The organism is Kribbella sp. NPDC031520, from assembly GCF_055580825.1.
Window position 1 is genome coordinate 677,870 of the sequence record NZ_JBVIKS010000006.1, and the last position, 23,789, is coordinate 701,658.

Annotated in this window: 22 protein-coding genes; 15 read left to right on the forward strand and 7 right to left on the reverse strand. The window is 68.2% G+C overall.

Annotation, left to right across the window (positions count from 1 at the left end; translation table 11 throughout):
• The first annotated feature begins 46 nt into the window (after positions 1–46).
• Complete coding sequence (locus tag ACZ5BU_RS32185; protein ID WP_465704198.1) at positions 47–2,152, forward strand: phosphocholine-specific phospholipase C; 2,106 nt, start codon at positions 47–49, stop codon at positions 2,150–2,152.
• Here ACZ5BU_RS32185 and ACZ5BU_RS32190 read toward each other — a convergent pair.
• Entirely contained in the window at positions 2,142–2,783 is a 642-nt protein-coding gene (locus ACZ5BU_RS32190) for a nucleoside/nucleotide kinase family protein (protein WP_465704199.1), read from the reverse strand. The two genes, ACZ5BU_RS32185 and ACZ5BU_RS32190, sit on opposite strands and share 11 nt — an antisense overlap.
• The gene (locus ACZ5BU_RS32195; RefSeq protein WP_465704200.1) at positions 2,780–3,808 is read right to left on the reverse strand and encodes a LacI family DNA-binding transcriptional regulator; all 1,029 of its coding nucleotides are present in this window, start codon (positions 3,806–3,808) and stop codon (positions 2,780–2,782) included. The genes ACZ5BU_RS32190 and ACZ5BU_RS32195 overlap by 4 nt, the downstream gene beginning before the upstream one ends.
• Before the next feature lie 156 nt (positions 3,809–3,964).
• Here ACZ5BU_RS32195 and ACZ5BU_RS32200 point away from each other — a divergent pair, with 156 nt between their 5' ends.
• The 3 genes from ACZ5BU_RS32200 to ACZ5BU_RS32210 are packed head-to-tail and all read left to right on the forward strand — an operon-like array spanning position 3,965 to position 6,810.
• The gene (locus tag ACZ5BU_RS32200) at positions 3,965–4,996 is read left to right on the forward strand and encodes a substrate-binding domain-containing protein (protein WP_465704201.1); all 1,032 of its coding nucleotides are present in this window, start codon (positions 3,965–3,967) and stop codon (positions 4,994–4,996) included.
• Between the two features lie 6 nt (positions 4,997–5,002).
• Entirely contained in the window at positions 5,003–6,001 is a 999-nt protein-coding gene (locus ACZ5BU_RS32205) for an ABC transporter permease (protein ID WP_465704202.1), read from the forward strand.
• Entirely contained in the window at positions 5,998–6,810 is an 813-nt protein-coding gene (locus ACZ5BU_RS32210; RefSeq protein ID WP_465704203.1) for an ATP-binding cassette domain-containing protein, read from the forward strand. Before ACZ5BU_RS32205 ends, ACZ5BU_RS32210 begins: the two co-directional genes overlap by 4 nt.
• A gap of 6 nt (positions 6,811–6,816) precedes the next feature.
• Here ACZ5BU_RS32210 and ybaK read toward each other — a convergent pair whose 3' ends face one another.
• Positions 6,817–7,305: a Cys-tRNA(Pro) deacylase gene (ybaK, locus tag ACZ5BU_RS32215; protein ID WP_465704204.1), complete on the reverse strand. Its 489-nt coding sequence runs from the start codon at positions 7,303–7,305 to the stop codon at positions 6,817–6,819.
• Positions 7,292–7,972 (reverse strand): helix-turn-helix transcriptional regulator, encoded by a 681-nt coding sequence (locus ACZ5BU_RS32220; protein WP_465704205.1) that lies wholly within the window; start codon positions 7,970–7,972, stop codon positions 7,292–7,294. Before ACZ5BU_RS32220 ends, ybaK begins: the two co-directional genes overlap by 14 nt.
• Before the next feature lie 74 nt (positions 7,973–8,046).
• On the opposite strand from ACZ5BU_RS32220, the gene folE reads away from it, so the two are divergent.
• Positions 8,047–8,658 (forward strand): GTP cyclohydrolase I FolE, encoded by a 612-nt coding sequence (gene folE, locus ACZ5BU_RS32225; RefSeq protein ID WP_465704206.1) that lies wholly within the window; start codon positions 8,047–8,049, stop codon positions 8,656–8,658.
• Positions 8,659–8,679: 21 nt separating this feature from the next.
• Here the strand turns inward: folE and ACZ5BU_RS32230 are convergent, their stop codons facing one another.
• A complete protein-coding gene (locus ACZ5BU_RS32230; protein WP_465704207.1) occupies positions 8,680–9,003 on the reverse strand; it encodes a hypothetical protein in 324 nt (107 codons plus the stop codon).
• Between the two features lie 222 nt (positions 9,004–9,225).
• Between ACZ5BU_RS32230 and ACZ5BU_RS32235 the strand changes: the two genes are divergently transcribed.
• Positions 9,226–10,698: a 3' terminal RNA ribose 2'-O-methyltransferase Hen1 gene (locus ACZ5BU_RS32235; RefSeq protein ID WP_465704208.1), complete on the forward strand. Its 1,473-nt coding sequence runs from the start codon at positions 9,226–9,228 to the stop codon at positions 10,696–10,698.
• The gene (locus ACZ5BU_RS32240; protein ID WP_465704209.1) at positions 10,698–13,259 is read left to right on the forward strand and encodes a polynucleotide kinase-phosphatase; all 2,562 of its coding nucleotides are present in this window, start codon (positions 10,698–10,700) and stop codon (positions 13,257–13,259) included. Before ACZ5BU_RS32235 ends, ACZ5BU_RS32240 begins: the two co-directional genes overlap by 1 nt.
• Here the strand turns inward: ACZ5BU_RS32240 and ACZ5BU_RS32245 are convergent, their stop codons facing one another.
• Positions 13,260–13,907 (reverse strand): hypothetical protein, encoded by a 648-nt coding sequence (locus tag ACZ5BU_RS32245; RefSeq protein WP_465704210.1) that lies wholly within the window; start codon positions 13,905–13,907, stop codon positions 13,260–13,262.
• Positions 13,908–14,023: 116 nt separating this feature from the next.
• Between ACZ5BU_RS32245 and ACZ5BU_RS32250 the strand changes: the two genes are divergently transcribed.
• Genes ACZ5BU_RS32250 through ACZ5BU_RS32285 form a run of 8 tightly spaced genes read left to right on the forward strand, consistent with a single transcriptional unit; the run spans position 14,024 to position 23,149 of the window.
• Positions 14,024–15,898, forward strand: a complete 1,875-nt coding sequence (locus ACZ5BU_RS32250; protein WP_465704211.1) for a glycoside hydrolase family 127 protein — start codon at positions 14,024–14,026, stop codon at positions 15,896–15,898.
• Positions 15,898–17,595 (forward strand): ABC transporter substrate-binding protein, encoded by a 1,698-nt coding sequence (locus ACZ5BU_RS32255; RefSeq protein WP_465704212.1) that lies wholly within the window; start codon positions 15,898–15,900, stop codon positions 17,593–17,595. Before ACZ5BU_RS32250 ends, ACZ5BU_RS32255 begins: the two co-directional genes overlap by 1 nt.
• The gene (locus tag ACZ5BU_RS32260) at positions 17,592–18,548 is read left to right on the forward strand and encodes an ABC transporter permease (protein ID WP_465704213.1); all 957 of its coding nucleotides are present in this window, start codon (positions 17,592–17,594) and stop codon (positions 18,546–18,548) included. The genes ACZ5BU_RS32255 and ACZ5BU_RS32260 overlap by 4 nt, the downstream gene beginning before the upstream one ends.
• The gene (locus tag ACZ5BU_RS32265; RefSeq protein ID WP_465704214.1) at positions 18,545–19,528 is read left to right on the forward strand and encodes an ABC transporter permease; all 984 of its coding nucleotides are present in this window, start codon (positions 18,545–18,547) and stop codon (positions 19,526–19,528) included. The genes ACZ5BU_RS32260 and ACZ5BU_RS32265 overlap by 4 nt, the downstream gene beginning before the upstream one ends.
• On the forward strand, positions 19,525–20,328 hold the full coding sequence (locus ACZ5BU_RS32270) for an ABC transporter ATP-binding protein (protein WP_465704215.1): 804 nt from the start codon (positions 19,525–19,527) through the stop codon (positions 20,326–20,328). The genes ACZ5BU_RS32265 and ACZ5BU_RS32270 overlap by 4 nt, the downstream gene beginning before the upstream one ends.
• A complete protein-coding gene (locus ACZ5BU_RS32275) occupies positions 20,325–21,149 on the forward strand; it encodes an ATP-binding cassette domain-containing protein (RefSeq protein WP_465704216.1) in 825 nt (274 codons plus the stop codon). The genes ACZ5BU_RS32270 and ACZ5BU_RS32275 overlap by 4 nt, the downstream gene beginning before the upstream one ends.
• A 20-nt stretch (positions 21,150–21,169) precedes the next feature.
• Positions 21,170–22,423: an alpha/beta fold hydrolase gene (locus ACZ5BU_RS32280; protein WP_465704217.1), complete on the forward strand. Its 1,254-nt coding sequence runs from the start codon at positions 21,170–21,172 to the stop codon at positions 22,421–22,423.
• 39 nt (positions 22,424–22,462) lie between these two features.
• Positions 22,463–23,149: a GntR family transcriptional regulator gene (locus ACZ5BU_RS32285; protein ID WP_465704218.1), complete on the forward strand. Its 687-nt coding sequence runs from the start codon at positions 22,463–22,465 to the stop codon at positions 23,147–23,149.
• On the opposite strand, the gene ACZ5BU_RS32290 is transcribed toward ACZ5BU_RS32285, so the two are convergent.
• Positions 23,137–23,730 carry a TetR/AcrR family transcriptional regulator gene (locus tag ACZ5BU_RS32290; protein ID WP_465704219.1) on the reverse strand — a complete coding sequence of 198 codons (594 nt, stop codon included), beginning with the start codon at positions 23,728–23,730 and terminating at the stop codon, positions 23,137–23,139. The genes ACZ5BU_RS32285 and ACZ5BU_RS32290 overlap by 13 nt on opposite strands.
• Between the last annotated feature and the right edge of the window lie 59 nt (positions 23,731–23,789).

The window sequence follows — 23,789 nt, forward strand, 5'->3', positions numbered from 1 at the left end:
CCTGGAGGTCTCACAGCGGCTACAGGACCCTCTTAAGGTCCGGACCATGACTGAGATCTCCCGGCGTCTGGTGCTCGGTTCGGTGGCGGGTGGGGCAGCGGTCTCGCTGCTCCCGCCGTCACTGCACACCGCGATGGCGCAACCTGTGAGGCGTGGTGGTCTGCGCGCGATCGAGCACGTGATCGTGCTGATGCAGGAGAACCGCTCGTTCGACCACTACTTCGGGACGTTGCGCGGCGTCCGCGGGTACGGCGACCGCCAGCCCCTGCGCCTTCGAAACGGCAAGAGCGTGTTCCACCAGCCGAAATCCGGTGGTGGCGAGGTGCTGCCGTTCTCGCTCCGGAAGGCCGCCGCCGACGAAGGCCGCAACCCCGACGACATCCAGTACCTCGGTGCGCTGGCGCACGGCTTCAGCGACGCCACGCAGGCCTGGGCCGGCGGCTGGAACGACGACTGGGTCCAGGCGAAGACCGCCGCCACCATGACCCACTACGACCGCCGCGACATCCCGTTGCAGTACGAGCTCGCCGAGACGTTCACGATCTGCGACGCGTACCACTGCTCGGTCAACGGCTCCACCAACCCCAACCGCAACTACCTGTGGTCCGGCACCGTCGGCTACGAGCCTGGTACGACTCAGCGCGCGGTGACGAACGCGGCGTACTCGTACGACCACAAGGGCTACGACTGGACGTCGTACCCGGAACGGCTGGAGAAGGCCGGCGTCTCCTGGCAGATCTACCAGGAGTGGGACAACTTCACCGACAACGCGGTCGAGTACTTCAAGACGTTCAAGGGCGTCGGACACCGGATCCTCGCGAACGTTCCGGGCGGGTACCGCACGACCGAGGAGTTCTACGACAAGCTTTTCGAGAAGACGGATGCCGAGCGAACTGTCGCGCTGCAGCAGTTCAGCGCCGCCGTCGAGAAGCTGTCCGCCGCGGACCAGAAGCTGTTCCGCAAGGCGATGTACCGCTCCGAGCCGGAGTCGCTTGTCCCGCGGCTGCGCGCCGACATCAAGGCCGGCACGCTGCCGCAGGTGAGCTGGCTCGTGCCGTCGGCAGTCGACTCCGAACACCCCGGCTCGTCCACCCCGGTCGGCAGCGCGAACCTGATCTACGACGTCCTCGACGCGATCGCCTCCGATCCGGAGACCTGGTCGAAGACCGTGCTGTTCATCAACTTCGACGAGAACGACGGGTACTTCGACCACGTCCCGCCGCCGGTCGCACCCCAGCCCAGCTCGGGCGACGGTGACGACTGGTACGCCGGTAAGCCGATCGGCCTCGGCCCGCGAGTACCGATGACGGTCGTATCGCCGTGGTCGGTCGGCGGCCACGTCAACTCGCAGGTCTTCGACCACACGTCGGTGCTGCGGTTCCTCGAGCAGTGGACCGGTGTCCGCGAACCGAACATCAGCACCTGGCGCCGGACCGCGTGCGGCGACCTCACGTCGACGTTCGACTTCGACCGCGGTTACCGGCAGCCGTCGGTCGACAAGCCCGGCCCGATCCCGGCACCGATCAACCGCTGGCACCCGTCGCCGCCCGTCGACCAGGCCCTGCCGGCGCAGGAGCCCGGCCGCCGTCCGGCGCGCGCACTCCCTTACGGACCGTCGGTTTCGGGGTCCGTGGCCGACGGCAAGCTCATGCTTGCCCTCAGCAACCACGGCGCCCAGTCGGCACACTTCACCATCTACCCGTACGGCGGCGAACTCCCCGCACCGACGCACCTGGACGTCCACCACCCGGCGGCGAACAGGACCCCGGGTGACACGCCGAGCCTGGTGGAGATCCCGGTCAACGGACCGTTCGAACTTGCGATCCAGGGCCCCAATCGCTTCTGGGCGGAGGTAGCCGGTTCATCCGACGGCGAGGCAGCCGGTCTCGACGTACGGGTCGAGAACCGGGCCGGCGCCCTACAACTCCACCTGGTCAACACGTCCCGCAAACAGCTGACGGTCAAGCTGAAGGCCCGCGGCTACACCAGCAAGACCACGACGGTCGAACTCCGCGGCAAGCAGTCCCTCCCCCTGTTCTGGCCGACTGACCAGGGCTGGTACGACGTCGAAGTGACCACCCCCGACGACACGACGTACCGCCGCCGGCTGTCCGGTCACCTGGAAACGGGCAAGCCGACCATCACCGGCTGAACAGGTCCAGAACCGCGTCGGCGCGGGTCCGGGTGGCTTCGATGAGGCGGGCGTTCGCCTCGTCGCTGCCGGCAGTCCGGGCCCGCGCCTCCTCGGGGGCGCGGCCGTGCCGGATGTGCCGGGCGGTGAGCCGTTCGCGCCGGAGCCCTGGGTCCAGGTCGAGGAACCAGCATTCGTCGAGCAGCGACCGGACAGTTGCCCAGGGCCCCTGATCGAGCAGCAGGTAGTTGCCTTCGGTCACCACCAGTTGGGTCTCGTCGCCGACCGGTATGCCGGCGGCGATCGGCTCGTCGAGATCCCGGTCGAACCGCGGCGCCCAGACGGTCCGTCCGGACGGGGTCCGCAGCCGGTGGAGCAGAGCGAGATAGCCGTCGATGTCGAAGGTCTGCGGCGCGCCTTTCACCGTTGTCAGGCCGAGCTCGACGAGTTGCGCGTGCGCCAGGTGGAAGCCGTCCATCGGCACCAGGGCGACCGGATGGCCCTCGGCTGCCAGGTCTCGCACCAGGCGCTCGGCGTACGTCGACTTGCCGGCGCCCGGTGATCCGGCAACGCCGAGGATCGACCGCCGGCTGCCCTTCAACAGTTCGAGCGCCCGGAGCCGGGCCGCCGTCTCGTCGTACCGCACTGTCATCTGAAGACCTCAGTCGCTCGGCAGCCGCAGCTCTCGCGGTGTTCGATCTCGGCCGGGAGCCGTTCGATCCGGCGGGGCGCAAACGGGTCCGCGAGCCGGCGCAGCAGCAACTGGACCGCTCTGGCGCCCATCGCGTGGAACGGCTGCGACGCGGCGGTGAGCGCGGGTGAGATCGCGCTGGCCCATTCGAAGTCGTCGAACGTGACGAGCGCGATGTCGTCCGGGATCCGCCGCCGGGTCTGTTTCAGTGCGAGCAACGCACCGATGGTCATCGCGTTGTTGCCGCCGAAGATCGCGGTCGGCGGATCCGGAAGGCGCAGCAGCGACAGGACGCCGGCGCGGCCGCCGGCCACCGTCGAGTGGGCGTCGACGATCAACGACTCGTCGATCGCGATCCCGGCGGCCTGGTGGGCCCGCCGGTAGCCGACGCAGCGCTCGTCCGTGGTCGACAGGCCCGCCAGGCCGGCCAGCATGCCGATCCGCCGATGGCCGATCTCGATCAGGTGGTCGACCAGAGCGGCGGACACCGATTCGTTCTCGGTGCCGACCTGATCGGCCCGGACGTCACTCATCCGGTCGACCAGCACGAACGGCGTCGCGTGTTTGCGCAACACCGGCAACGTTGTCTCCTGCCAGCCAGGGGTCGGCGCGATGATCACCGCCTCGACGTTGTGTGCGAGCAGCGTGGCGACCGCTTTCGCCTCCAGTTGGGTGTCGTCGTGCGTGTCGCACAGCAACAGCGCGAAGCCGGCCCGGCTTGCCTCGGACTCCACGCCGGCGATCAGATCGCCGAAGTACGGATTGGATGCTCCGGTGATCGCCAGCCCGAGCGCACGCCCCGAACTCTTCGCGACGACGGGCGCGGGCGGGGCGTAGTCCAGCGCCTCGAGGGCGTGCCGTACGCGCTCCCTGGTGTCCGGCGCGACGTACCGGGTGCCGTTCAGGACATGGGAGACGGTGCTGATCGACACCTCGGCCAGCTTGGCCACGTCGACCAGCCGTGCTCCGCGACGTGGACCGGCCATGCGGGCATCGTCGCTGACGGCGAAACTGCAACGCAATCTTTTGCGCAAATCATTCCGTGCTCATCTGAGCGGTCCTAGGTTGTGCTGCACCGCGCGACCGTCCGGTCGTGAGGAGTTGATCAGTAACTTGACCAGGAACAGCAGGAGGTCCCCCCGATGATGCGCACCGGATTCCGGCGATCGACCGCCGCCGCGGCCGCACTCGTATGTGCGGGCGTGGTGGCGCTGAGCGCCTGTACGACGACCAAGACCTCGGGACCGGGGTCCAGTTCGGGAGGCGGCTCGGGACCGGTGAAGGTCGGCCTGGTCACGAAGACCGACACCAACCCGTACTTCGTCAAGTTGCGCGAATCGGCCAAGGCGGCCGCGGAGGCGAAGGGCGGCAGCCTGATCGCGCTGGCCGGCAAGTTCGACGGTGACAACGAGGGACAGGTCACCGCGATCGAGAACCTCGTCCAGCAAGGCGTCAAGGGCATCCTGATCACTCCGAGCAACTCGGCCGGTGTGCTCGGAGCGATCAAGCAGGCGCAGGACAAGGGTGTCGTGGTGATCGCGCTGGACACCCAGACCACCCCCGCGGATGCGGTGGCCGCGACGTACGCGACCAACAACGAGACCGCCGGCAAGCTGATCGGCCAGTACGTCAAGGCCCGCCTCGGCAGCACCAAGCCGCAGCTGGTGATGATGGACCTCGACCCGAGTGCCAGTGTCGGCAAGCAGCGGCACAACGGATTCCTCGAGGGCATGGGCCTGCCGCTGGACACGCCCGACATCATCGGCACCGCACTCACCCAGGGCGACCAGACCAAGGCCCAGGCGGCGATGGAGAACCTGCTGCAGCGGGTCGGCGGTCAGGTGAACGCGGTCTACAACATCAACGAGCCTGCGGCCCGGGGTGCGTACCAGGCGCTGAAGGAGAAGGGCCTGGCCGGCAAGGTGCTGGTCGGCGCCATCGACGGTGGCTGCCAAGGCGTGCAGGATGTGAAGAACGGCCTGTTCGTCGGCACCGTGATGCAGTTCCCGAAGAAGATGGCCGAGCAAGGCGTGAACGCGGTCTTCGACTACGCGCAGTCGGGCAAGAAGCCGTCCGGCTTCATCGACACCGGTGCCACCCTGATCACCGACAAGCCCGTCGCGGGTCTGGCGTCCAAGGACACCGCCTGGGGCGCACAGAACTGCTGGGGGTGACGATCGATGTCCACGGCAACGACCACCGTTGACCACGGCCGCCGTACCGACTCGTTGCGGGTGCTGTTCGCCCGCAACCCGGTGCTCGGCCCGACCGCCGCGCTGCTCGTCGCGGTCGTCTTCTTCTCGCTGGCCACCAGTACGTTCGCGAACGTCGACAACTTCTCCTTCATCGTCCAGCAGTCGATCGTCGTCGGGACCCTCGCGCTCGGCCAGACGCTGGTGATCCTGACCGGCGGCATCGACCTGGCGAACGCCTCGATCGCTGTCTTCGGCACCTTGCTGATCACCCGGGTCGCGACCGGTCACCTGCCCGGCCCGTTGGCGCTGATCCTGGGGATCGTGGCGTGCACCGTGGTGGCGACCCTGTCCGGGCTCCTGGTGAGCCGGATCAAACTGCCGCCGTTCATCGTCACGCTGGGCATGCTCGCGGTGATGACCGCGGTCACCAACCTCTACAGCAAGGGCACCACGTGGCCGGTGCCGAACGGCCTGCTGACCTGGCTCGGTACGTCGCTCTACCTGTTCGGGCGCATCCAGTTCACGATGGGCATGGTCGTCGCGGCGGTGCTCTTCGTGCTGATGTGGTTCGTCCTCGCCAAGACCGGATGGGGCCGGCATGTGTATGCCGTCGGCAACGAACCGGAGGCGGCGCGGCTGACCGGTATCCACATCGACCGGACCCTGGTCAGCGTGTACGCCGTGGCCGGGATCATCTACGGGTTCGCAGCCTGGATGGCACTCGGACGTACGCCGACCGCCGACCCGAACGCGTACCAGACCGGCAACCTGGACAGCATCACTGCCGTGGTGATCGGCGGGACCAGCCTGTTCGGTGGCCGCGGCGGTGTCGTCGGTACGGTCGTCGGCGCGCTGATCGTCGCCGTACTGCGCAGCGGCCTCACCCAGATGGGCATCGACTCGAACTACCAGAACCTGGCCACCGGCGTCCTGGTGATCGCCGCGGTGGCCTTCGACCAGGCGACCCGGAGGAGGAGCCGATGACCGAGACCGAGGCACGCAAACAGGCCACAGCTGTTCGTACGCCGATGCTCACCGCACGCGGTCTGGTCAAGCGGTACGGCCATGTCACCGCGATCAACGGCGCCGACTTCGACCTCTATCCGGGCGAGGTACTGGCGATCGTCGGCGACAACGGCGCCGGCAAGTCCAGTCTGATCAAGGCGCTCACCGGTGCGTTGCAGCCCGATGCCGGAACCATCGAGCTGGACGGCAAGCCGGTGAACTTCCACTCGCCGCTCGATGCCCGGCGCAACGGTATCGAAACCGTGTACCAGACACTGGCGGTGGCGCCCGCGCTCGACATCACCACCAACCTGTTCCTCGGCCGGGAGATCCGTCGCGACGGCATTCTCGGCAAGCTCAGGATGTTGGACCGCAAGGCGATGCGCACCGAGGCACGCAACCAGCTCGACGCGCTGGGTATCGCCACGATCCAGGACATCACCCAACCGGTCGAGAGCCTGTCGGGAGGTCAGCGGCAGGCCGTGGCGGTCGCCCGCGCGGCGATGTTCGGCAGCAAGGTGGTGATCATGGACGAGCCGACCGCCGCCCTCGGCGTTCGGGAAACCGCACACGTCCTCGAACTGATCAAGCGGATCAGCAATCGCGGGCTGCCCGTGGTACTGATCTCGCACGACATGCCGGCCGTGTTCGAGGTGTCCGACCGGATCCACGTGCACCGGTTGGGCAAGCGGACCGGGGTCGTCGATCCGAAGAAGGTGTCGATGAGTGACGTGGTGTCGTTCATCACCGGAGCCGAGGAGATCCCCACCGACGCGCTCGACGAGTGATCTGGATCAGCGGGCGATGGCCGCCGTACGGGCCTTGGTCACGGTGATCAGATCGGCGGGGGACAGGCCGATGTCGAGACCGCGCCGGCCGCCCGACACGTAGACCGTCGGGTGGTCGGTGGCGGTGCTGTCGACGACGGTCGGCAGGGCACGTTTCTGGCCGATCGGGCTGATGCCGCCGACGACGTATCCGGTGGTGCGCTCGGCGGCGGCCGGGTCGGCCATCACCGCCTTCTTCCCGCCCGCCGCGGCCGCGATCGCCTTCAGGTCGAGCTGCTTGTCGACCGGTACGACGCCGACCGTCAGCTTGCCGTCCACCTCGACGAGCAGCGTCTTGAACACCTGCTCCGGCGCGAGCCCGAGCAGCTCGGCCGCCTCCAGCCCGTACGACTTCGCCGCAGGGTCGTGCTCGTACGTGTGCGTCGTGAACTCGACCTTCGCCTTCGTCAACGCGACCGTCGCCGGAGTCCCCTGCCCTTGCTTAGCTTTCGCCACGGGGTGACTTTACGAGACGTACGCAGCAGGAGCCCGGCGCGGGCGCGAGTTCCGCCTGCAACGGCGAGCCGAGCCCGCTCGACAGCCCCGCGACCAGCTGCAGATTCATCCCGCACACCAGTTGCGGATGGTCCTTGGCCAACCGCCGGAACGGACAGTTCCCCAACGCCATCCCGTTCGCACCTACCCGCGGTTCGAAGCCGTGCGCTTCCAGGACCTCCTCCAGTTGGTCCCCGCGCTCGCGGGCTGTGCGGCCGAGCGTTTCGCCGTACTCGCGGGCTCTTCGGTGGACGGCCTCGCGTGGGGTCATGCCGGTGGTTTCGGCGTCCTGGATAGCGGCGGCGAGGAGGTGGCCGGCGACGGCGTACTGGCGTTCGGGGAGGGTGATCTCGATCTCGCGGTCGGAGCGGTGGTACAGCTTCGCGGGCCGGCCGGCTCCTGGTCCGGTGCGCCCGCTCCGGCGCTCGTAGCAGGTGTCGAGCAGCCCCTCGTCGGTCAGCCGGTCCAGGTGGAACGCGGCCGTCGTCCGCGGGATCCCGAGCGCGGCGGCGGCGTCGTCCCGGCTGACCGGCCCGGCGCGGCCCGTGACGTACTCGTAGAGCCGGCGCCGCGTCGGCTCCTCCAGTACGGCGACGGCCTGTACGGCGGCGTCCCAGGAGCTGTCCACGGGATGATTCTATCGACAACTTCGGTTGGTCAAACAGTATGATGTCAGTTCGTTGATACCTCAGGGAGTAGCGCATGGCGATCTCGGCCGACCTCGAGTCCGTCCCCCTCCATATCGTCGCCCGCCGGGAGCAGATCGACCTGCCGGCGGCGCAGCGTGCCGTCGCGGACCTGCTGACCGCGCTCGGGCGGGACCCGCACAGCGCCCACCTCGCGGACACCCCGCGCCGGGTCGCGAACGCGTACGCGGAGATGCTCACCCCGCGGGAGTTCGAGCTGACCACGTTCCCGAACGACGAGGGGTACGACGAGCTCGTCCTGGCCAAGGACATCCCGGTGCAGTCGTTGTGCGAGCACCACCTGCTGCCGTTCCAGGGTGTCGCCCACGTCGGGTACCTGCCCGGCGACCGGATCCTCGGGCTGTCGAAGCTGGCCCGGGTCGTGGAGCTGTTCGCGCGTGACTTCCAGGTGCAGGAGCGGCTGACCAAGCAGGTCGCGGACTGGCTGCAGGACCACCTGGAGCCGAAGGGCGTCGGCGTCGTGATCGAGGCCGAGCATCAGTGCATGTCGTTGCGCGGCGTCCGGGCGGCCGGCTCGAGGACCGTCACGTCAGCGCTCCACGGAACCCTTCGCAACAACCCCAGCTCGCGCGCCGAGTTCTTCGCGCTGACCGGCCTCACCCCGTAAGGGCAGTCAGCCGAAGTACGGTCAGGCCGAGGCGACGGCTGGTGGGTGGTGGTGGGTGCGCCGGCCGGTGGCGAGGATGTGCGTGAGCTCGCCGGGCAGGAGGTCGGTGCCTGGTACTGGTTCCATCTCGGAGACGTCGAGCCAGCGGACGACGGTGGCGCCGTGGTGGCCATGGACGGCGAGGATCGAGTCCAGGTCCGGCCAGACGGCCGTGGAGGGGTTGGCTCCGTGCCAGCGGAGCGCGACCGAGCCGTCGGTGAAGACACAGCCTTCGGCGACGACGCCGGTCCCGGAGACCCCGCTGATATCGGTGTAGCGGACGAGTTCGAACGTCTGGGGTTTCACCGGCGGTACCCCGTGTGGAGCGATAAAGCTGCCATGGTCCTTTCCCCGTTGTGGTGGCGTGGGTGGGCTTTCGCCACAAACCGGGGACGTTTACCGAATGTCAGCGGGGAAGAACGGTCCGTAGCGACTCATCTTCTGTATTCAAGCTAGAGCTAATCTGCCCGTACACGCCAGACCCTAATCCGCGTGTCTCGATCCGCGACACATGATCGAATACCTCAGGTGTTCCTCACGCTTGGTACCGACCTGTCCGGAGTGGCCGCTCCCGCGAGTGATTTCGGGTTCCTGTTGCACAAGAACCCGGCGCGACCGCAGGCGATCGACGTCACCGGTGGATCGGCCCATGTGTTCTATCCGGAGGCCACGGACGAACGCTGTACGGCGGCCGTACTGCTCGAGATCGACCCGATCGGCCTGGTCAAGGCCGGGCGTGGCAAGGCCGCCGAGGGGTTCACGCTCGGGCAGTACGTGAACGACCGCCCGTACGCTGCCTCCAGCCTGCTCGCGGTCGCGCTCGGCAAACTCTTCCGTACGGCGATGAACGGCCGCTGCGACGCCCGTCCGGAACTCGCCGCGCGGGCGATCCCGCTCGACGTGCACGTACCGGCCCTACCCTGCAACGGCGGTACGGACCTCGCGGAGCGGCTGTTCGCGCCGCTCGGCTGGACCGTCGACGCCCGCCCGGTACCGCTCGACCCGGAGGTCCCGGCGTGGGGCGATTCCCGGTACGTCGACCTGCGGCTGACCGGCGTACTGCGGCTGGCGGACGCACTCAAACACTTGTACGTGATGCTCCCGGTGCTCGACGACGCGAAGCACTACTGGGTCGGACCGGACGAGGTCGACAAGCTGATCCGCGCCGGCGAGGGCTGGCTGGCGGCGCACCCGGACAAGGACCTGATCTCGCGGCGCTACCTCGCGCACCGGCGCTACCTGGCCGACGCGGCCCTCGAACGACTCGCCGAAGCCGACGGCATCGCGCTCGCGGAGGAGTCGTCCGAGGAGGGGACGGTGTCGCTCGCGGTCGAGCGACGTACGACGGTGGCCGGCGTACTGCGGGAGCTCGGAGCGCGGCGGATCGCGGACATCGGCTGCGGCGAAGGCGCGCTGGTCGGCGAGCTGCTCAAGGACCCGATGATCGGCGAGCTCATCGCGACCGACGTGTCGGCCCGCGCCCTGATCTCCGCCAAGCGCCGACTGCACTACGACGACCTGCCCGACCGCCAGCGCGACCGGCTGTCGTTCCTGCAGTCCTCGGTGACGTACGCCGACGAACGCCTCGCGGGCCTCGACGCCGTCGTCCTGATGGAGGTCGTCGAACACGTCGACCCACTCCGCCTGCCCGCCCTCGCGCACTCGATCTTCCGCGCCGCCCACCCGGCCGCGGTCGTGATGACCACCCCGAACAGCGAGTACAACATCCGCTTCCCATCCCTACCCGCCGGCAACTTCCGCCACCCCGACCACCGCTTCGAGTGGACCCGCACGCAGTTCCGAACCTGGTGCAACCAGGTCGCCACTCGCTACGGATACACAGTCGAGTTCCGCCCCGTCGGTCCCGACGACCCCGAGGTCGGCCCTCCAACCCAGCTGGCCCTCTTCACCCTCCCCACCTCCGCGGCGCAGCCGCGCGAGTCCCTCTCCACCCGCGCGGCGCAGCCGCGCGACCTGACCGTAGACGAGGTGGCGGGCTGATGACTGAGCTGCAGATTCCCAAGCTTTGTCTTGTGGTGCTTGTCGGGGCTAGTGGGTCCGGGAAGTCGACGTTCGCGCGGAAGCACTTCCTGCCGACCGAGGTGATCTCGAGCGACTTCTGCCGCGGGCTGGTGTCGGACGACGAGAACGACCAGGCGGCCACGAAGGACGCCTTCGAGGTGCTGAACTTCATCGCCGGGAAGCGCCTGGCCGCCGGTCGCCTGACCGTCATCGACGCGACCAACGTCCAGCCGGACGCCCGCAAGGAGCTCGTCAACCTGGCCCGCGAGTACGACGTACTCCCGGTCGCGATCGTCCTCGACCCACCCGAGCGGGTCTGCGTCGAGCGGAACGAGCACCGCGCGGACCGCCAGTTCGGCAGCAAGGTGATCGTCCGCCAGCGCTCCCAGCTGAAGCGCGGCCTCCGCAGCCTGAAACGCGAAGGCTTCCGCACCGTACACGTCCTCGACACCGTCGAGAAGATCGATGCCGTCAGCATCGAACGCACCCGGCTCTACAATGACCTCACCGACCAGCCGGGCCCGTTCGACATCATTGGTGACGTCCACGGTTGCCGTCCCGAGCTCGAGCGCCTGCTCACCGACCTCGGCTACACGCTGATCCGCGACGACGCCGGCCGCCCGGTCGACGCCGTCCACGCCGGACAGCCTGGCCGCCGTGCGATCTTCGTCGGCGACCTGGTCGACCGCGGCCCGGACACGCCCGGCGTACTCCGGCTCGTCATGGGAATGGTTGCGCAGGGCAACGCGTACTGCGTACCCGGCAACCACGAGGACAAACTGCTCCGCGCCCTCCGCGGCAAGAACGTCAAGATCAGCCACGGCCTGGAGACCACTCTGGAACAACTCGCCGCGGAGCCGGCCGAGTTCCGCGACGAGGTCGCCACGTTCATCGACGGGCTGATCTCGCACTACGTCTTCGACGGCGGCAACCTGGTCGTCTCGCACGCCGGCCTGGTCGAGCGGATGCACGGCCGTACGTCGGGACGCGTCCGTTCGTTCTGCCTGTACGGCGAGACGACCGGCGAGACCGACGAGTTCGGGCTGCCGGTGCGCTACCCGTGGGCGAACGACTACCGCGGCCGGGCGACGGTCGTCTACGGCCACACGCCGACGCCGGAGCCGGAGTGGATCAACAACACGATCTGCCTCGACACCGGGTGCGTGTTCGGCGGGTCGCTGACCGCGCTGCGGTACCCGGAACGGGAGCTGGTCTCGGTACCGGCCGCCGAGGAGTACTACGCGCCCGCGAAACCGTTGCACTCGGCAACTTCAGGAGCTGCTCCGGCGCGCGAACCCGACGTACTCGAGCTGACCGACGTCACCGGCCGCCGCGTGATCGAGACCGCGACGCACGGGCGGCTCAGCGTCCGCGCCGAGCAGGCCGGTGCAGCACTGGAGGTGATGAGCCGGTTCGCGATCGACCCGCGGTTCCTGCTGTACCTGCCGCCGACGATGAGCCCGGTCGCGACGTCGCCCGAGCCGGGGCTGCTGGAGCACCCGCGGCAGGCGTTCGAGACGTACCGCGGTCAGGGCGTGACCGAGCTGGTGTGCGAGGAGAAGCACATGGGCTCGCGGGCGGTCGTACTGCTCACCCGCGACGACGACGTGGCCGAGAAGCGCTTCGGGCTGGCCGGCCGCGGCGCGATCCACACGCGCACCGGGCGCTCGTTCTTCGACGCGGAGCTGACCGACGAACTTCTGCTCCGGCTCCGTGCGGTGGCCTCGGCAGCTGGTCTCTTCGACGAACTCGACACGTCCTGGCTGCTGCTCGATGCGGAACTGCTGCCGTGGAGCGCGAAGGCGGAAGACCTGCTGCGGAACCAGTACGCCGCCGTCGGCGCGGCCGCGCGTACGTCGTTGCCCGCTGCAACGGCTGCGCTACGGGCCGCTCGTGATGCCGGGCTGGAGGTCGGTGAGCTGCTGGCGTCGACGGAGCGTCGTACGGCGAATGCTGAGCGGTTCACCGCGGCGTACCGGCGGTACTGCTGGCCGACGGACGGGCTCGACGGGGTGCGGGTGGCGCCGTTCCAGGTGCTCGCCTCGGAGGGGGCGACGTACGAGGAGCAGCCGCACGCGTGGCACCTCGGGATCGCGGACCGGATGGTTGCCGAAGGCCCGGAGCTGATCACGCCGACCCGCCGGCTGTTCGTCGACGCGGACAACTGGGACGCCGGGATCGCCTGGTGGGAGGAGCTGACCGGCGCCGGGGGAGAGGGGCGGGGTGAGGGGGAAGGCATGGTCGTGAAGCCGGCCGCGAACCTGACCCGGACGGGGAAGGGGCTGGCGCAGCCGGGGCTGAAGGTGCGCGGGCAGGAGTACCTGCGGCTCATCTACGGCCCCGACTACACCGAGCCGGCCAACTTCAACCGGCTCCGCGACCGCAACCTCGGCCACAAACGCTCGCTCGCCCTCCGCGAGTACGCCCTCGGCCTGGAGTCCCTCGCCCGCGCCGCCCGCGGTGAACCCCTGTGGCGCATCCACGAATGCGTCTTCGCCGTGCTGGCCCTCGAATCGGAGCCGATCGACCCACGGCTCTGACTACTGCCCTCGGCGGAGGTGCACGACGACGACTGTCCCGGTCGCGATGACGAGCATGACGGCAGGCAGAGCGGTGGCCGGCGGGTCCGCGTAGAACAGGGCGTTTGCGGTCGCTGTCGGTGCGAGGCCGAGAGCGACTGGAACGACGGCCGCTCGATCGCCGCGATAAACGTCGTACAGGACCAGCGGGGCGAGCAGCCAGCAGGCGAACAGAACGAGGTAGCCGAGGCCGATAGGGCCGAGGTCGGCCAGGTCCCCGTCGTCGAGGAGCCAGCCGAACCCGCCGACGGCAAGTGTGACAACCGCGATCGCGGCCGGCGACCAGCGGAGCGCGGCGCGCAGCTCGATCGTCCGGCGCGCCACTGCGACGGCCAGGTAGCAGGCGATCACCGCCAGCTCGACGCCTGTCGTTGACAGGAACAGCTGCAGGCTGTCGACCGATCCGCTGTTCTCGACGGCCGGGACCGGAGCACAGACGGATCCGTTCGCGAGACCCTTGCACGGGTCCGGCGAATCCGCCTTCGGGAGCAGCACCGGAAGCACCCAGAACAGGCCCAATGTCAGGAAGCTCACTGCGGCGGTGACGCGGTACAGGTTGCCGGCGGGCTTGCCCACCGGCCTACGAAGACTGAGACGCGGGGCGGTCACGAGGACCACGATCGCGCTCAGAGGGGCCACTCGGGTTCCGGTGTGTTGGTTTCCGGCGTGTAAACGTCTTCCGTCAGGGGTTGGCAAGGTGTGACATTGCACTTAGGGTCTGTGCAATGTCACACGGTACAGAGGTTGAGGTGGAGCTGACCGGTGGGCTGCTGCACGGTTGGCAGCAGCGGAACCGGGTGGCGACGATCCCGCACGCGATCGCCGAGCTGCGGAAGGCCGGGAACCTGGAGAACCTCCGCCGGCTGAAGGATCAGCCGGTCGGTCCGTACCGCGGGCGTTACCCGTTCCTGGACACGGACCTGTACAAGACGCTCGAGGGACTCGCCTACGAGGTCGGTCGTGAGGATGCCCCGGCCGGGGCGCGGGAGTTCTACGACGAGGTCGTCGGGCTGCTCGAGGAGGCGCAGGCGGACGACGGCTACCTGAACTCGTACTTCCAGGACCCGGATCAGCCGAAGCAACCGTGGTCGGACCTCGGCTGGGGACACGAGCTGTACAACCTCGGCCACCTCATCCAGGCGGCGGTCGCGGCGCAGCGCAGATTGTCGGACAGCAGATTGTTGACAATCGCCCGGCGGTTCGCGGATCTCGTCGTCCGGAAGTACGGGGTGGACGGCGCGGAGGTGGTCGACGGTCATCCCGAGGTCGAGATGGCGCTGGTCGAGCTTTATCGTGAAACGGGCGAGGTGGACTACCTGACCCAGGCGCGGTTGTTCGTCGACCGGCGCGGCCACGGGAAGCTGAAGCACACGATCTTCCCGGGGGAGTACTTCCAGGACCACGTGCCCTTCCGCGAGCTGCCGTCCGTTACCGGGCACGCCGTACGGATGGCGTACCTCGCAGCAGGTGCGGCCGACGTACACCTGGAGACCGGCGACCCGACGTTGCTCGCCGCGCTCGAGCGGCTCTGGGACGACATGGCCGCGACCAAGCTGTACCTCACCGGCGGACTGGGCAGCCGGCACTCCGACGAGGCGATCGGCGACCGGTACGAACTGCCGTCCGAACGCGCGTACGCCGAGACGTGCGCGGCGATCGCGACGATGCAGTGGGCGTGGCGGATGTTCCGCGCGACCGGTGCCGCGAAGTACCTGGAAGTCTACGAGACGGTGCTCTACAACGCTTACGCCGTTGGGCTTTCGGTCGACGGTACAGCGTTCTTCTACGACAACCCGCTGCAACGCCGCCCCGACCACGAGCAGCGTTCCGGCGCCGAGGACGGCGGCGAACTGCTCCGCCGCTCGTGGTTCGGCTGCCCGTGCTGCCCACCCAACATCATCCGCTGGATGTCCGAACTCCAGGACCACGTGGCAACCGTCCGAGACGACACCCTCCACATCGGCATCTACGCGAACGCCCGCATCACCACCGAAGACCTCACCGTCACCGTCACCACCAACTACCCGTGGGACGGCGAGATCACGCTGATTGTCGACAATGCACCAGTCGACAATCGAACGATCGCCCTCCGCATCCCGGGCTGGGCAACCGACCCGACCCTCACCGAACCAGGCCGAGCGACCGAACCTGTTGGTCCACAGTCGAAGGACGACGGGTGGGTTCGTGTCCGCCGGGCCTTCGTGCCGGGGGATGTCATCAGGCTGACGTTGCCGATGGCACCGAGGGCGCACGGGTCGCATCCGTACCTCGACGCGACCCGCGGCGCGATCGCAGTCGCGCGCGGGCCGGTGGTTTATTGCGTTGAGCAACAAGATGTCGATGCGCCGGTGGACGACCTGCTGGTGACGCCGGCAGCCGTCGAGAAGGCGGTCGCGCGCGAGCAGGACGACCATCTCGTACTCGAACTGACCGGTGGTGTCGCGCCGAAGCCGGCGCCGGACCTGTACCCGGTGATGACCCAAACGCCCAAGGAAACCGCCTCGCGGCACGTGCCGGTGACGTTCGTGCCGTACTTCCTGTGGGGAAACCGTCAGCCCCTGGCCATGCGTGTGTGGCTGCGAACCGAAAGAGAAGACTGATGAAGAGAACCTCCAAGCTGGTCGGGTTGGTGGCGACAGCCGCCCTCGCCCTCACCGCGTGTGGCGGCGGCGGAACGTCCGGCACCAAGAGCGAAGCAGCCGGCCCCGGCGCCAAGGCCGTCAAGGGCGGAACCCTGCAGGTACTCGCGAACGCGGCGTTCTCGCACCTCGACCCGGCGCGCGGGTTCGACGGCGGCGTGAACAACTTCTACCGGCTGATCTACCGCACGCTGACCACTCAGGGCGCGGCGCCGGGCGCGGACGGTACGAAGATCCTTCCGGACCTCGCGACCGACACCGGCAAGCCAACCGACGGCGGCAAGACCTGGACGTTCACCCTGAAGGACGGCCTGTTCTTCGAGACCGGTGCGCCGATCACCAGCGCGGACGTGAAGTGGGGCGTCGAGCGTGCCTGGGACCCGGAGATCGGGATCGGCTCGCCGTACGCGAAGCAGCTGATCGCGGCGCCCGCGTCGTACCAGGGCCCGTACAAGTCCGGTGACCTGTCGACAATCCTCACACCCGACGCGAAGACCATCGTCTTCCACCTGAAGAAGCCGTTCGCGGACTTCGGCAGCGTGGTCGCGCAGAACACGTTCGTCCCGGTGCCGAAGGGACAGGGCGCGGGCAACACGCTGGACAGCAAGCCGATCGCGTCCGGTCCGTACAAGCTGGCCGAGTACAAGCCGGGCGCGTCGCTCAAGCTGGTCCGCAACGACAAGTGGGACAAGAAGACCGACGACATACGGACCGCGAGCCCGGACGCGTTCCAGTGGACCTTCGGCCTCGACCCGGCGACGATCGACGAGCGGATGATCGCCGGCCAGGGCACCGACGCGGACGCGATCGCCGGTACGGTCCAGGCCGCGAGCGTGGCCCGGATCCAGACCCCGCAGCTCAAGCAGCGCACGATGAGCGGTCTCGGCGGTTGTACGACGTACATGGGGCTGAACACCACGAAGAAGCCGCTCGACAACGTGAAGGTCCGGCAGGCGATCAACCTCGCGGTGAACAAGCAGACCGTCCGCGACGCGGTCGGCGGATCGACCCTCGCCGAGATCGCCACCAGCATCCAGCCGCCGACGATCGCCGGCCGGGTGGACTACGACCCGTACCCGAGCCCGGACCACAAGGGCGACGTCGACGGCGCCCGCAAGCTGCTCACCGAGGCGGGCTTCGGAGGAGGCTTCACGATGACGCTCGACATCCGCGCGCAACCGAAGATGCAGGCGATGGCGGTCGCGATCCAGCAGGCCCTCGAGCCGTTGAAGATCACCGTGAAGATCAACACGATCGACACCTCGACGTACTACGAGGTCATCGGTACGACGTCGCAGCAGCACGACGCCGCGATCACCGGGTGGTGCCCGGACTGGCCGTCCGGTGCGACCTTCCTGCCGCCGCTGTTCGACGGCCGCAACATCACTCCGAAGGGCAACTCCAACCTGTCGCAGCTGAACGACCCGGGCGTGAACGCGAAGATCGACGAGATCTCCAAGCTCACCGACGTGACCGCGGCGAACAAGGCGTACGGCGAACTCGACAAGCAGATCATGGCACTCGCGCCGGTCGTCCCGCTGCTGTACGAAAAGGTCCTGATGCTTGTCGGCAGCAACATTGGTGGCGCCTACCTTCATGACGGGTTCTCGGGCGGTATCGACCTGGTGTCGGTCGGCCTGAAGGACGCGAGCAAGTGACCACGAGCCCGACGCTCGCCGAGATCGAGGAGGTGGCACCGGCGGCTTCGGCCGCCGGGCCGCCGGCCTCGGGCAGGCGGCTGCTCAGCTCGATCACCCGGGACAAGGGTGCGCTCGCCTGCCTGGTGTTCCTCGGGATCGTCGTGCTGATGGCGGTCGCCGCGCCACTGATCACCAAGCTCAGCGGCTGGGGGCCGTACCAGTTCGACTCGGCCGCGATCAACTCCGACCTCGGCGGCGTACCGCACGGTGCGCTCGGCGGGATCAGCGGCTCGCACTGGTTCGGTGTCGAGCCGCAGAACGGCCGCGACCTGTTCGCCCGGATCGTCTACGGCGCCCGCGTATCGATAACAATCTCATTGTCTGCAACCTTGCTGACCGGGATCCTCGGGGTCGTGCTCGGCATGCTCGCCGGGTTCTACCGCGGCTGGGTCGACCAGGTGATCTCCCGGCTGATGGACTTCCTGATGGCGTTCCCGGCGCTGATCTTCATGATCGCGATCCTGTCGTCGTTGCCGTCCGGGAACCGGCCGGTGCTGCTGGTCGTGGTGATCAGCGCGTTCGGCTGGCCGTACCTGGCCCGGGTGATCCGCGGCCAGACGATGACGCTGGCCAACCGTGAGTTCGTCGAGGCCGCGCGGGCGTCCGGGGCGAAGGACAGCCAGGTGGTGTTTCGGGAGATCCTGCCGAACCTGCGCGGCTCGATCGTGGTGATGACGACGCTCGCGATCCCCGGCTACATCGGTACCGAGGCCGGCCTGTCGTTCCTCGGCGTCGGCGTCTCACCGCCGACCGCGTCCTGGGGCCAGATGATCTCGAGCTCGGTGAGCTGGTACTCGGTCGACCCGATGTTCTTCGCGATCCCCGGTGCATTCCTGTTCCTCACGGTGCTGTCGCTGACCGTGCTCGGCGACAAGATCCGCACGCTCATCGACCAGGGAGAGGCCGCATGACGCGTTATGTTCTCGGCCGGCTCGGCGGCGTCGTACTGATCCTGCTGGCCGTCTGCCTGTTCACGTACCTGATCTTCTTCGAGCTGTCGCCGGATCCGGCGGTGATGATCTGCGGCAAGACGTGTACGCCGGAACGCATCGACTCGATCCGGAACGTGCTCGGGCTGAACCAGCCGATCCTGACCCAGTTCTGGGAGTTCGTCAGCGGGATCTTCGCCGGCCGCGACTACGGGTCGGTGCACTGCTCGGCGCCGTGTCTCGGGTACAGCTTCCAGACCAACGAGGCGGTGTGGAGCATGATCACCGCGCGGCTGCCCGTGAGTATCACGGTCGCAGTCGGTGCCGCCGTACTGTGGCTGCTCGCCGGCGTGATCGGCGGACTGATCAGCGCGGTCAAGCAGGGCACCTGGTGGGACCGGTCCGCGATGGCGCTCGCGCTCGGCGGGGTCAGCGTCCCGAACTACGTGCTCGCGCTCGTGCTGCAGTACGTCCTGGTCGTGAAGCTGCAGGTGCTGCCCTTCCCGTCCGCCGTGTCTTTTGTTGACAATCCGATGGTCTGGTTCGAGTCGTACCTGATGCCGTGGGTCGTGCTCGCGGTCGGCTACGCCTGCCTGTACGCGCGGTTGACCCGGAGCAACGTCATCGACACGTTGTCCGAGAACTACTACCGGACCGCCCGGGCGAAGGGGCTGAGCGGTTCGCTGATCATGCGCCGGCACGCGCTCCGCCCGGCGCTGACGCCGATCACGACGATCTTCGGGATGGACTTCGCCGGCCTGCTCGGCGGCGCGCTGATCACCGAGACCGTGTTCGGGTTGAACGGGATCGGCAAGATGGCCGCCGACTCGATCGCCAAGAACGACCAGCCGGTGATCATGGCGGTGACTCTGCTGGCCGCCTTCTTCGTTGTCATCGGCAACGTTGTGGTGGACCTGCTGTACACCGCTCTGGATCCGCGAGTACGGGTGGTGTCGTCGTGAGTGACGAACTGTTTATTGTTGACAATCTGACGGTCACCTTGCCGACCAGCCGCGGGCCGGTCGACGTGGTGAAGAACGTGTCGTTCACGGTCGGCCGGGACGAGACCGTCGGCATCGTCGGCGAGTCCGGATCGGGCAAGTCGATGACCGCGCTCGCCGTACTCGGACTGCTGCCACGCGGCGCCCGGACGTCGGGCAGCGTGAAGCTCGACGGCAAGGAGCTGCTCGGCCGCTCGGATCGGGACCTCAGATCGGTGCGGGGCAACGCGATCTCGATGGTCTTCCAGGACCCGCTGTCGTCGCTCAATCCCTACTACACAGTGGGTCTGCAGATCTCCGAGATGTACCAGACGCACCGGGGTGGATCGCGCCGCGCGGCGAAGCAGGTGGCGATCGAGGCACTGGAGCGGGTCGGGATTCCTGATCCGGCGCGCCGGGTGGATCACTACCCGCACCAGTTCTCCGGCGGTCAGCGGCAGCGGGTGATGATCGCGATGGCGTTGTGCTGCTCGCCGTCGATGCTGATCGCCGACGAGCCGACGACCGCGCTCGACGTCACCGTGCAGGCCCAGATCCTGGAGTTGCTCGCCGAGCTGCAGTCGACGACCGGTACGGGGATGATCTTCATCACCCACGACCTCGCGGTGATCAGCTCGATCGCGCAACGCGTCCTGGTGATGCAGTCCGGCGACCCGGTCGAGTACGGGACGGCCGAGCAGGTGTTCTCGGACCCTCGGCACCAGTACACCCGGATGCTGCTGGACGCAGTACCCAGAATCGATGACGAGGTAGCGTCATGACATTGCTCGAGGTAAAGGGTGTGACCAAGGAGTTCGTCACCCGGGGCGAGGGCGCGCGGGCGCGGAAGTCGACCTTCACCGCGGTCGACGACGTGAGCTTCGAGGTCGAGCTCGGCGAGACGCTGGCGATCGTCGGGGAGTCCGGCAGCGGGAAGTCCACCACCGCGCGGATCGCGGCCCGGCTGCTCGAACCCACAGACGGTTCGGTCGTGTTCGACGGGCAGGACGTGACCCGGGCCCAGGGCAAGGATCTCGCGGCGTTCCGGAACAACGTGCAGGTGGTGTTCCAGGACCCGTTCTCGTCGCTGAACCCGCGGTACACGGTTGAGCGGATCATCACCGCGCCGCTCAGCTACCAGGGCATCACGCCGACCCCCAACAGGACCGCGTATGCGCAGGAGCTGATGGAACGGGTCGGGCTCAACCCGGACCACTGCCGGCGGTACCCGGCGCAGTTCTCCGGCGGGCAGGCCCAGCGGATCGGGATCGCGCGGGCGCTGGCCGTGAACCCGAAGCTGGTGATCTGCGACGAGGCCGTGTCGGCGCTCGACGTGTCGATCCAGGCGCAGGTACTGGAGCTGCTGATGCGGCTGCAGCGGGAGAGCGGGTTCAGCTACATCTTCATCGCGCACGACCTGGCCGTGGTCCGGCAGATCTCGCAGCGGGTCGCGGTGATGAACCGGGGCAGAATCGTGGAGCTGGGGTCGCGGGACCAGGTGTTCGGCGCGCCGCAGGACGATTACACCAAGACCTTGCTGGCGGCCGTACCGCGGATCAATCCCGAGTGGGACGCCAAGCGCCGGCAGAAGGGCGTTCGATGATCAGCTACACGATTCCCCGGATGCACGTACGTGAGCACACCGTCGACGTCCCGTTGAACTGGGAGAACCCAGGGGAGTCGATCAGCCTGTTCGCGCGGGAGTTGGTGGATCCGACGCGGAAGGACGACGAGCTGCCTGTCTTGCTGTTCTTGCAGGGTGGACCGGGCGGGAAAGGCCCACGGCCGACATCGGCGGACGGGTGGATCGGGCAGGCGTTGAAGACGTATCGGGTTGTGCTGATGGATCAGCGCGGCACCGGGCGCAGTACGCCGGTGACCGGCCGGAAGCTGGCATCGATGACAGCCGAGGAGGGGGCTGCGTACCTCGCCTGCTTCCGGGCGGACTCGATCGTCGCGGACGCCGAGCACCTGCGGAAGACCGTCTTCGGCGGCAAGCGCTGGTCGACGCTCGGCCAGAGCTACGGTGGCTTCCTGACACTCACCTACCTGTCGCAAGCACCTGGAGGTCTGAGTGCCTGTTATGTGACCGGCGGCCTGGCATCGATCGACCCGTCGTCCGCCGAGGTCTATCGACGGACCTATCCCCGGGTCGCCGCCAAGAACCGGGAGTTCTACCGGCGCTACCCGCACAACGTGGAGCGGATCGGGCGGATCGCCGACCGGCTCGCGGCCGATGACGTACGGCTGCCGGACGGCGACCGGTTGACCGTACGGCGGTTCCAGTCGCTGGGCATCGACTTCGGGATGAAGCCCGGGTACGAGCGGATCCACTGGCTGGTCGACGAAGCGTTCGACGGCGACGAACTGAGCGACACCTTTCTCGGCCAGGTCCTGGCCCAGTCGTCGTACCTGGGGAATCCGCTGTTCGCTGCGCTCCAGGAGAGCATCTACGGATCCGGCGACGGCGCGACCGCATGGGCGGCCGAGGCGGAGCGGGCGCTGCACCCGGAATTCGCTGAAGACGCCCGGCCGCTGCTCTTCACCGGGGAGATGATGTACCCCTGGATGTTCGAGGAGATCCGCGGGCTGCGGCCGTTCCAGGGCGCCGTCGAGTTGCTCGCGCAGCGTCCGAACTGGCCGGCTCTGTACGACCTCGAGAGGCTCGCCGCGAACGCCGTACCGGTCGCCGCCGCGGTCTACTTCGACGACATGTACGTCGACTCCGGGCTGCAGCTGGACACCGCGAGCCGGGTCGGGAACGTCCAGGCCTGGGTGACGAACGAGTACGAACACGACGGGCTCGGCGCGGACCGGGTGTTCGAGCGGCTGGCCGAGCTGGTCGCGTCGCTCGGGGGTGGCGTCCGGGATCGGTGACCGGTGTGTTTCACAATAGGCCACCAGGGAGGTGAGGAGATGGCTGCCGATTCGATCGGGCCGCTGCCGAGCGTACGGCGGCTGGCACACCGCGAGAACCTGCGCGACAGCGTCGCGAACGCTTTGCGGGCGGCGGTGATCTCCGGCGAGCTGAAGCCGGGGGAGGTGTACTCGGCGCCGACGCTCGGCGCGCGGTTCGGCGTCTCCGCGACGCCGGTCCGGGAGGCGATGCTCGACCTGGTCCGGGAGGGCCTGGTGATCTCGCTGCGGAACAAGGGTTTCCGGGTCACCGAGGTGTCCGACGACGACCTGGACAACGTGGCGGCGGTCCGGCAGCTGATCGAGCCGCCGACGGTCAGGGACGTGGTCCCGGTGATCCCCGCGAAGGACTACCCGCGGCTGCGCCGGCTGGCCGAGGACATCGTCGTGGCGGCCGAGGCCGGCGACCTGATCGCGTACATCGAGGCGGACCGGGTCTTCCACGTGACGCTGCTCGCGTACTCCGGGAACCAGAAGCTCGTCGACGTCGTGTCCGACCTGCGCTCCCAGACCCGGCTGCTCGGGCTGACCCCGCTGCTGGAGAGCGGCCGCCTGGTCCCGTCCGCGACCGAACACCACGAGCTGCTCGACCTGGTCGAAGCCGGCGACGGCGAAGGCGCGGAGCAGTTGATGCGCCGCCACATCAGTCATGTCCGCGGCCTGTGGGCCCGCTCTCAGAGCAGCTGACGGTGGAGTGAGTCGGCGACGAACCTCTGAAACTCCTCCGGAGACCAGCCCGACTCGTCGACCAGCTCCTGGTAGACACCGGGCGCCGCGAGCGCGCGGTACACAGCCTGCGCCTGCTTCAGCGGTACCCGGAGGTTGGGCTCCAGCGAGGCGATCATCGCGTCCATCACCTCGTTGCGCCCGGCAAGCTTCGACCGGAGCAGCGCCTTGGTCTCGGGACTCTCGTCGGTCGCCGCCTCGAAGATCAGCACGACGTCGAAGCCGGCCGAGTACAGATTGGTCAGCCAGCCGGCCGCACCGCGCAGCCGCTCGACCGGGTCCGCGATCGCGAACACCTGCTGGGCGCGTTCCCGGGCGTTCGCCTCGGTGAGCCACTGGTCGCAGATCAGCGAGAGGATCTCCCGCTTGGTCCCGAACGCCGAGTAGACGGTGCGGGTCGCGACGCCGGCCTCCTTGGCGATCGCGTCGATGCTGGTGGCGCCGTACCCCTGCGCACCGAACAGCCGGCGCGCGGCCTGCGCGATCCGGAGCCGGGTCTCCTCCGCCTGCACCTGGCGGTAGGTCTTGACAGGTTCGGCCATGTCGGCACACTATCACTGTGTTCAGTGCAGTGATACTGCATCGAGTGCACGACTACTGA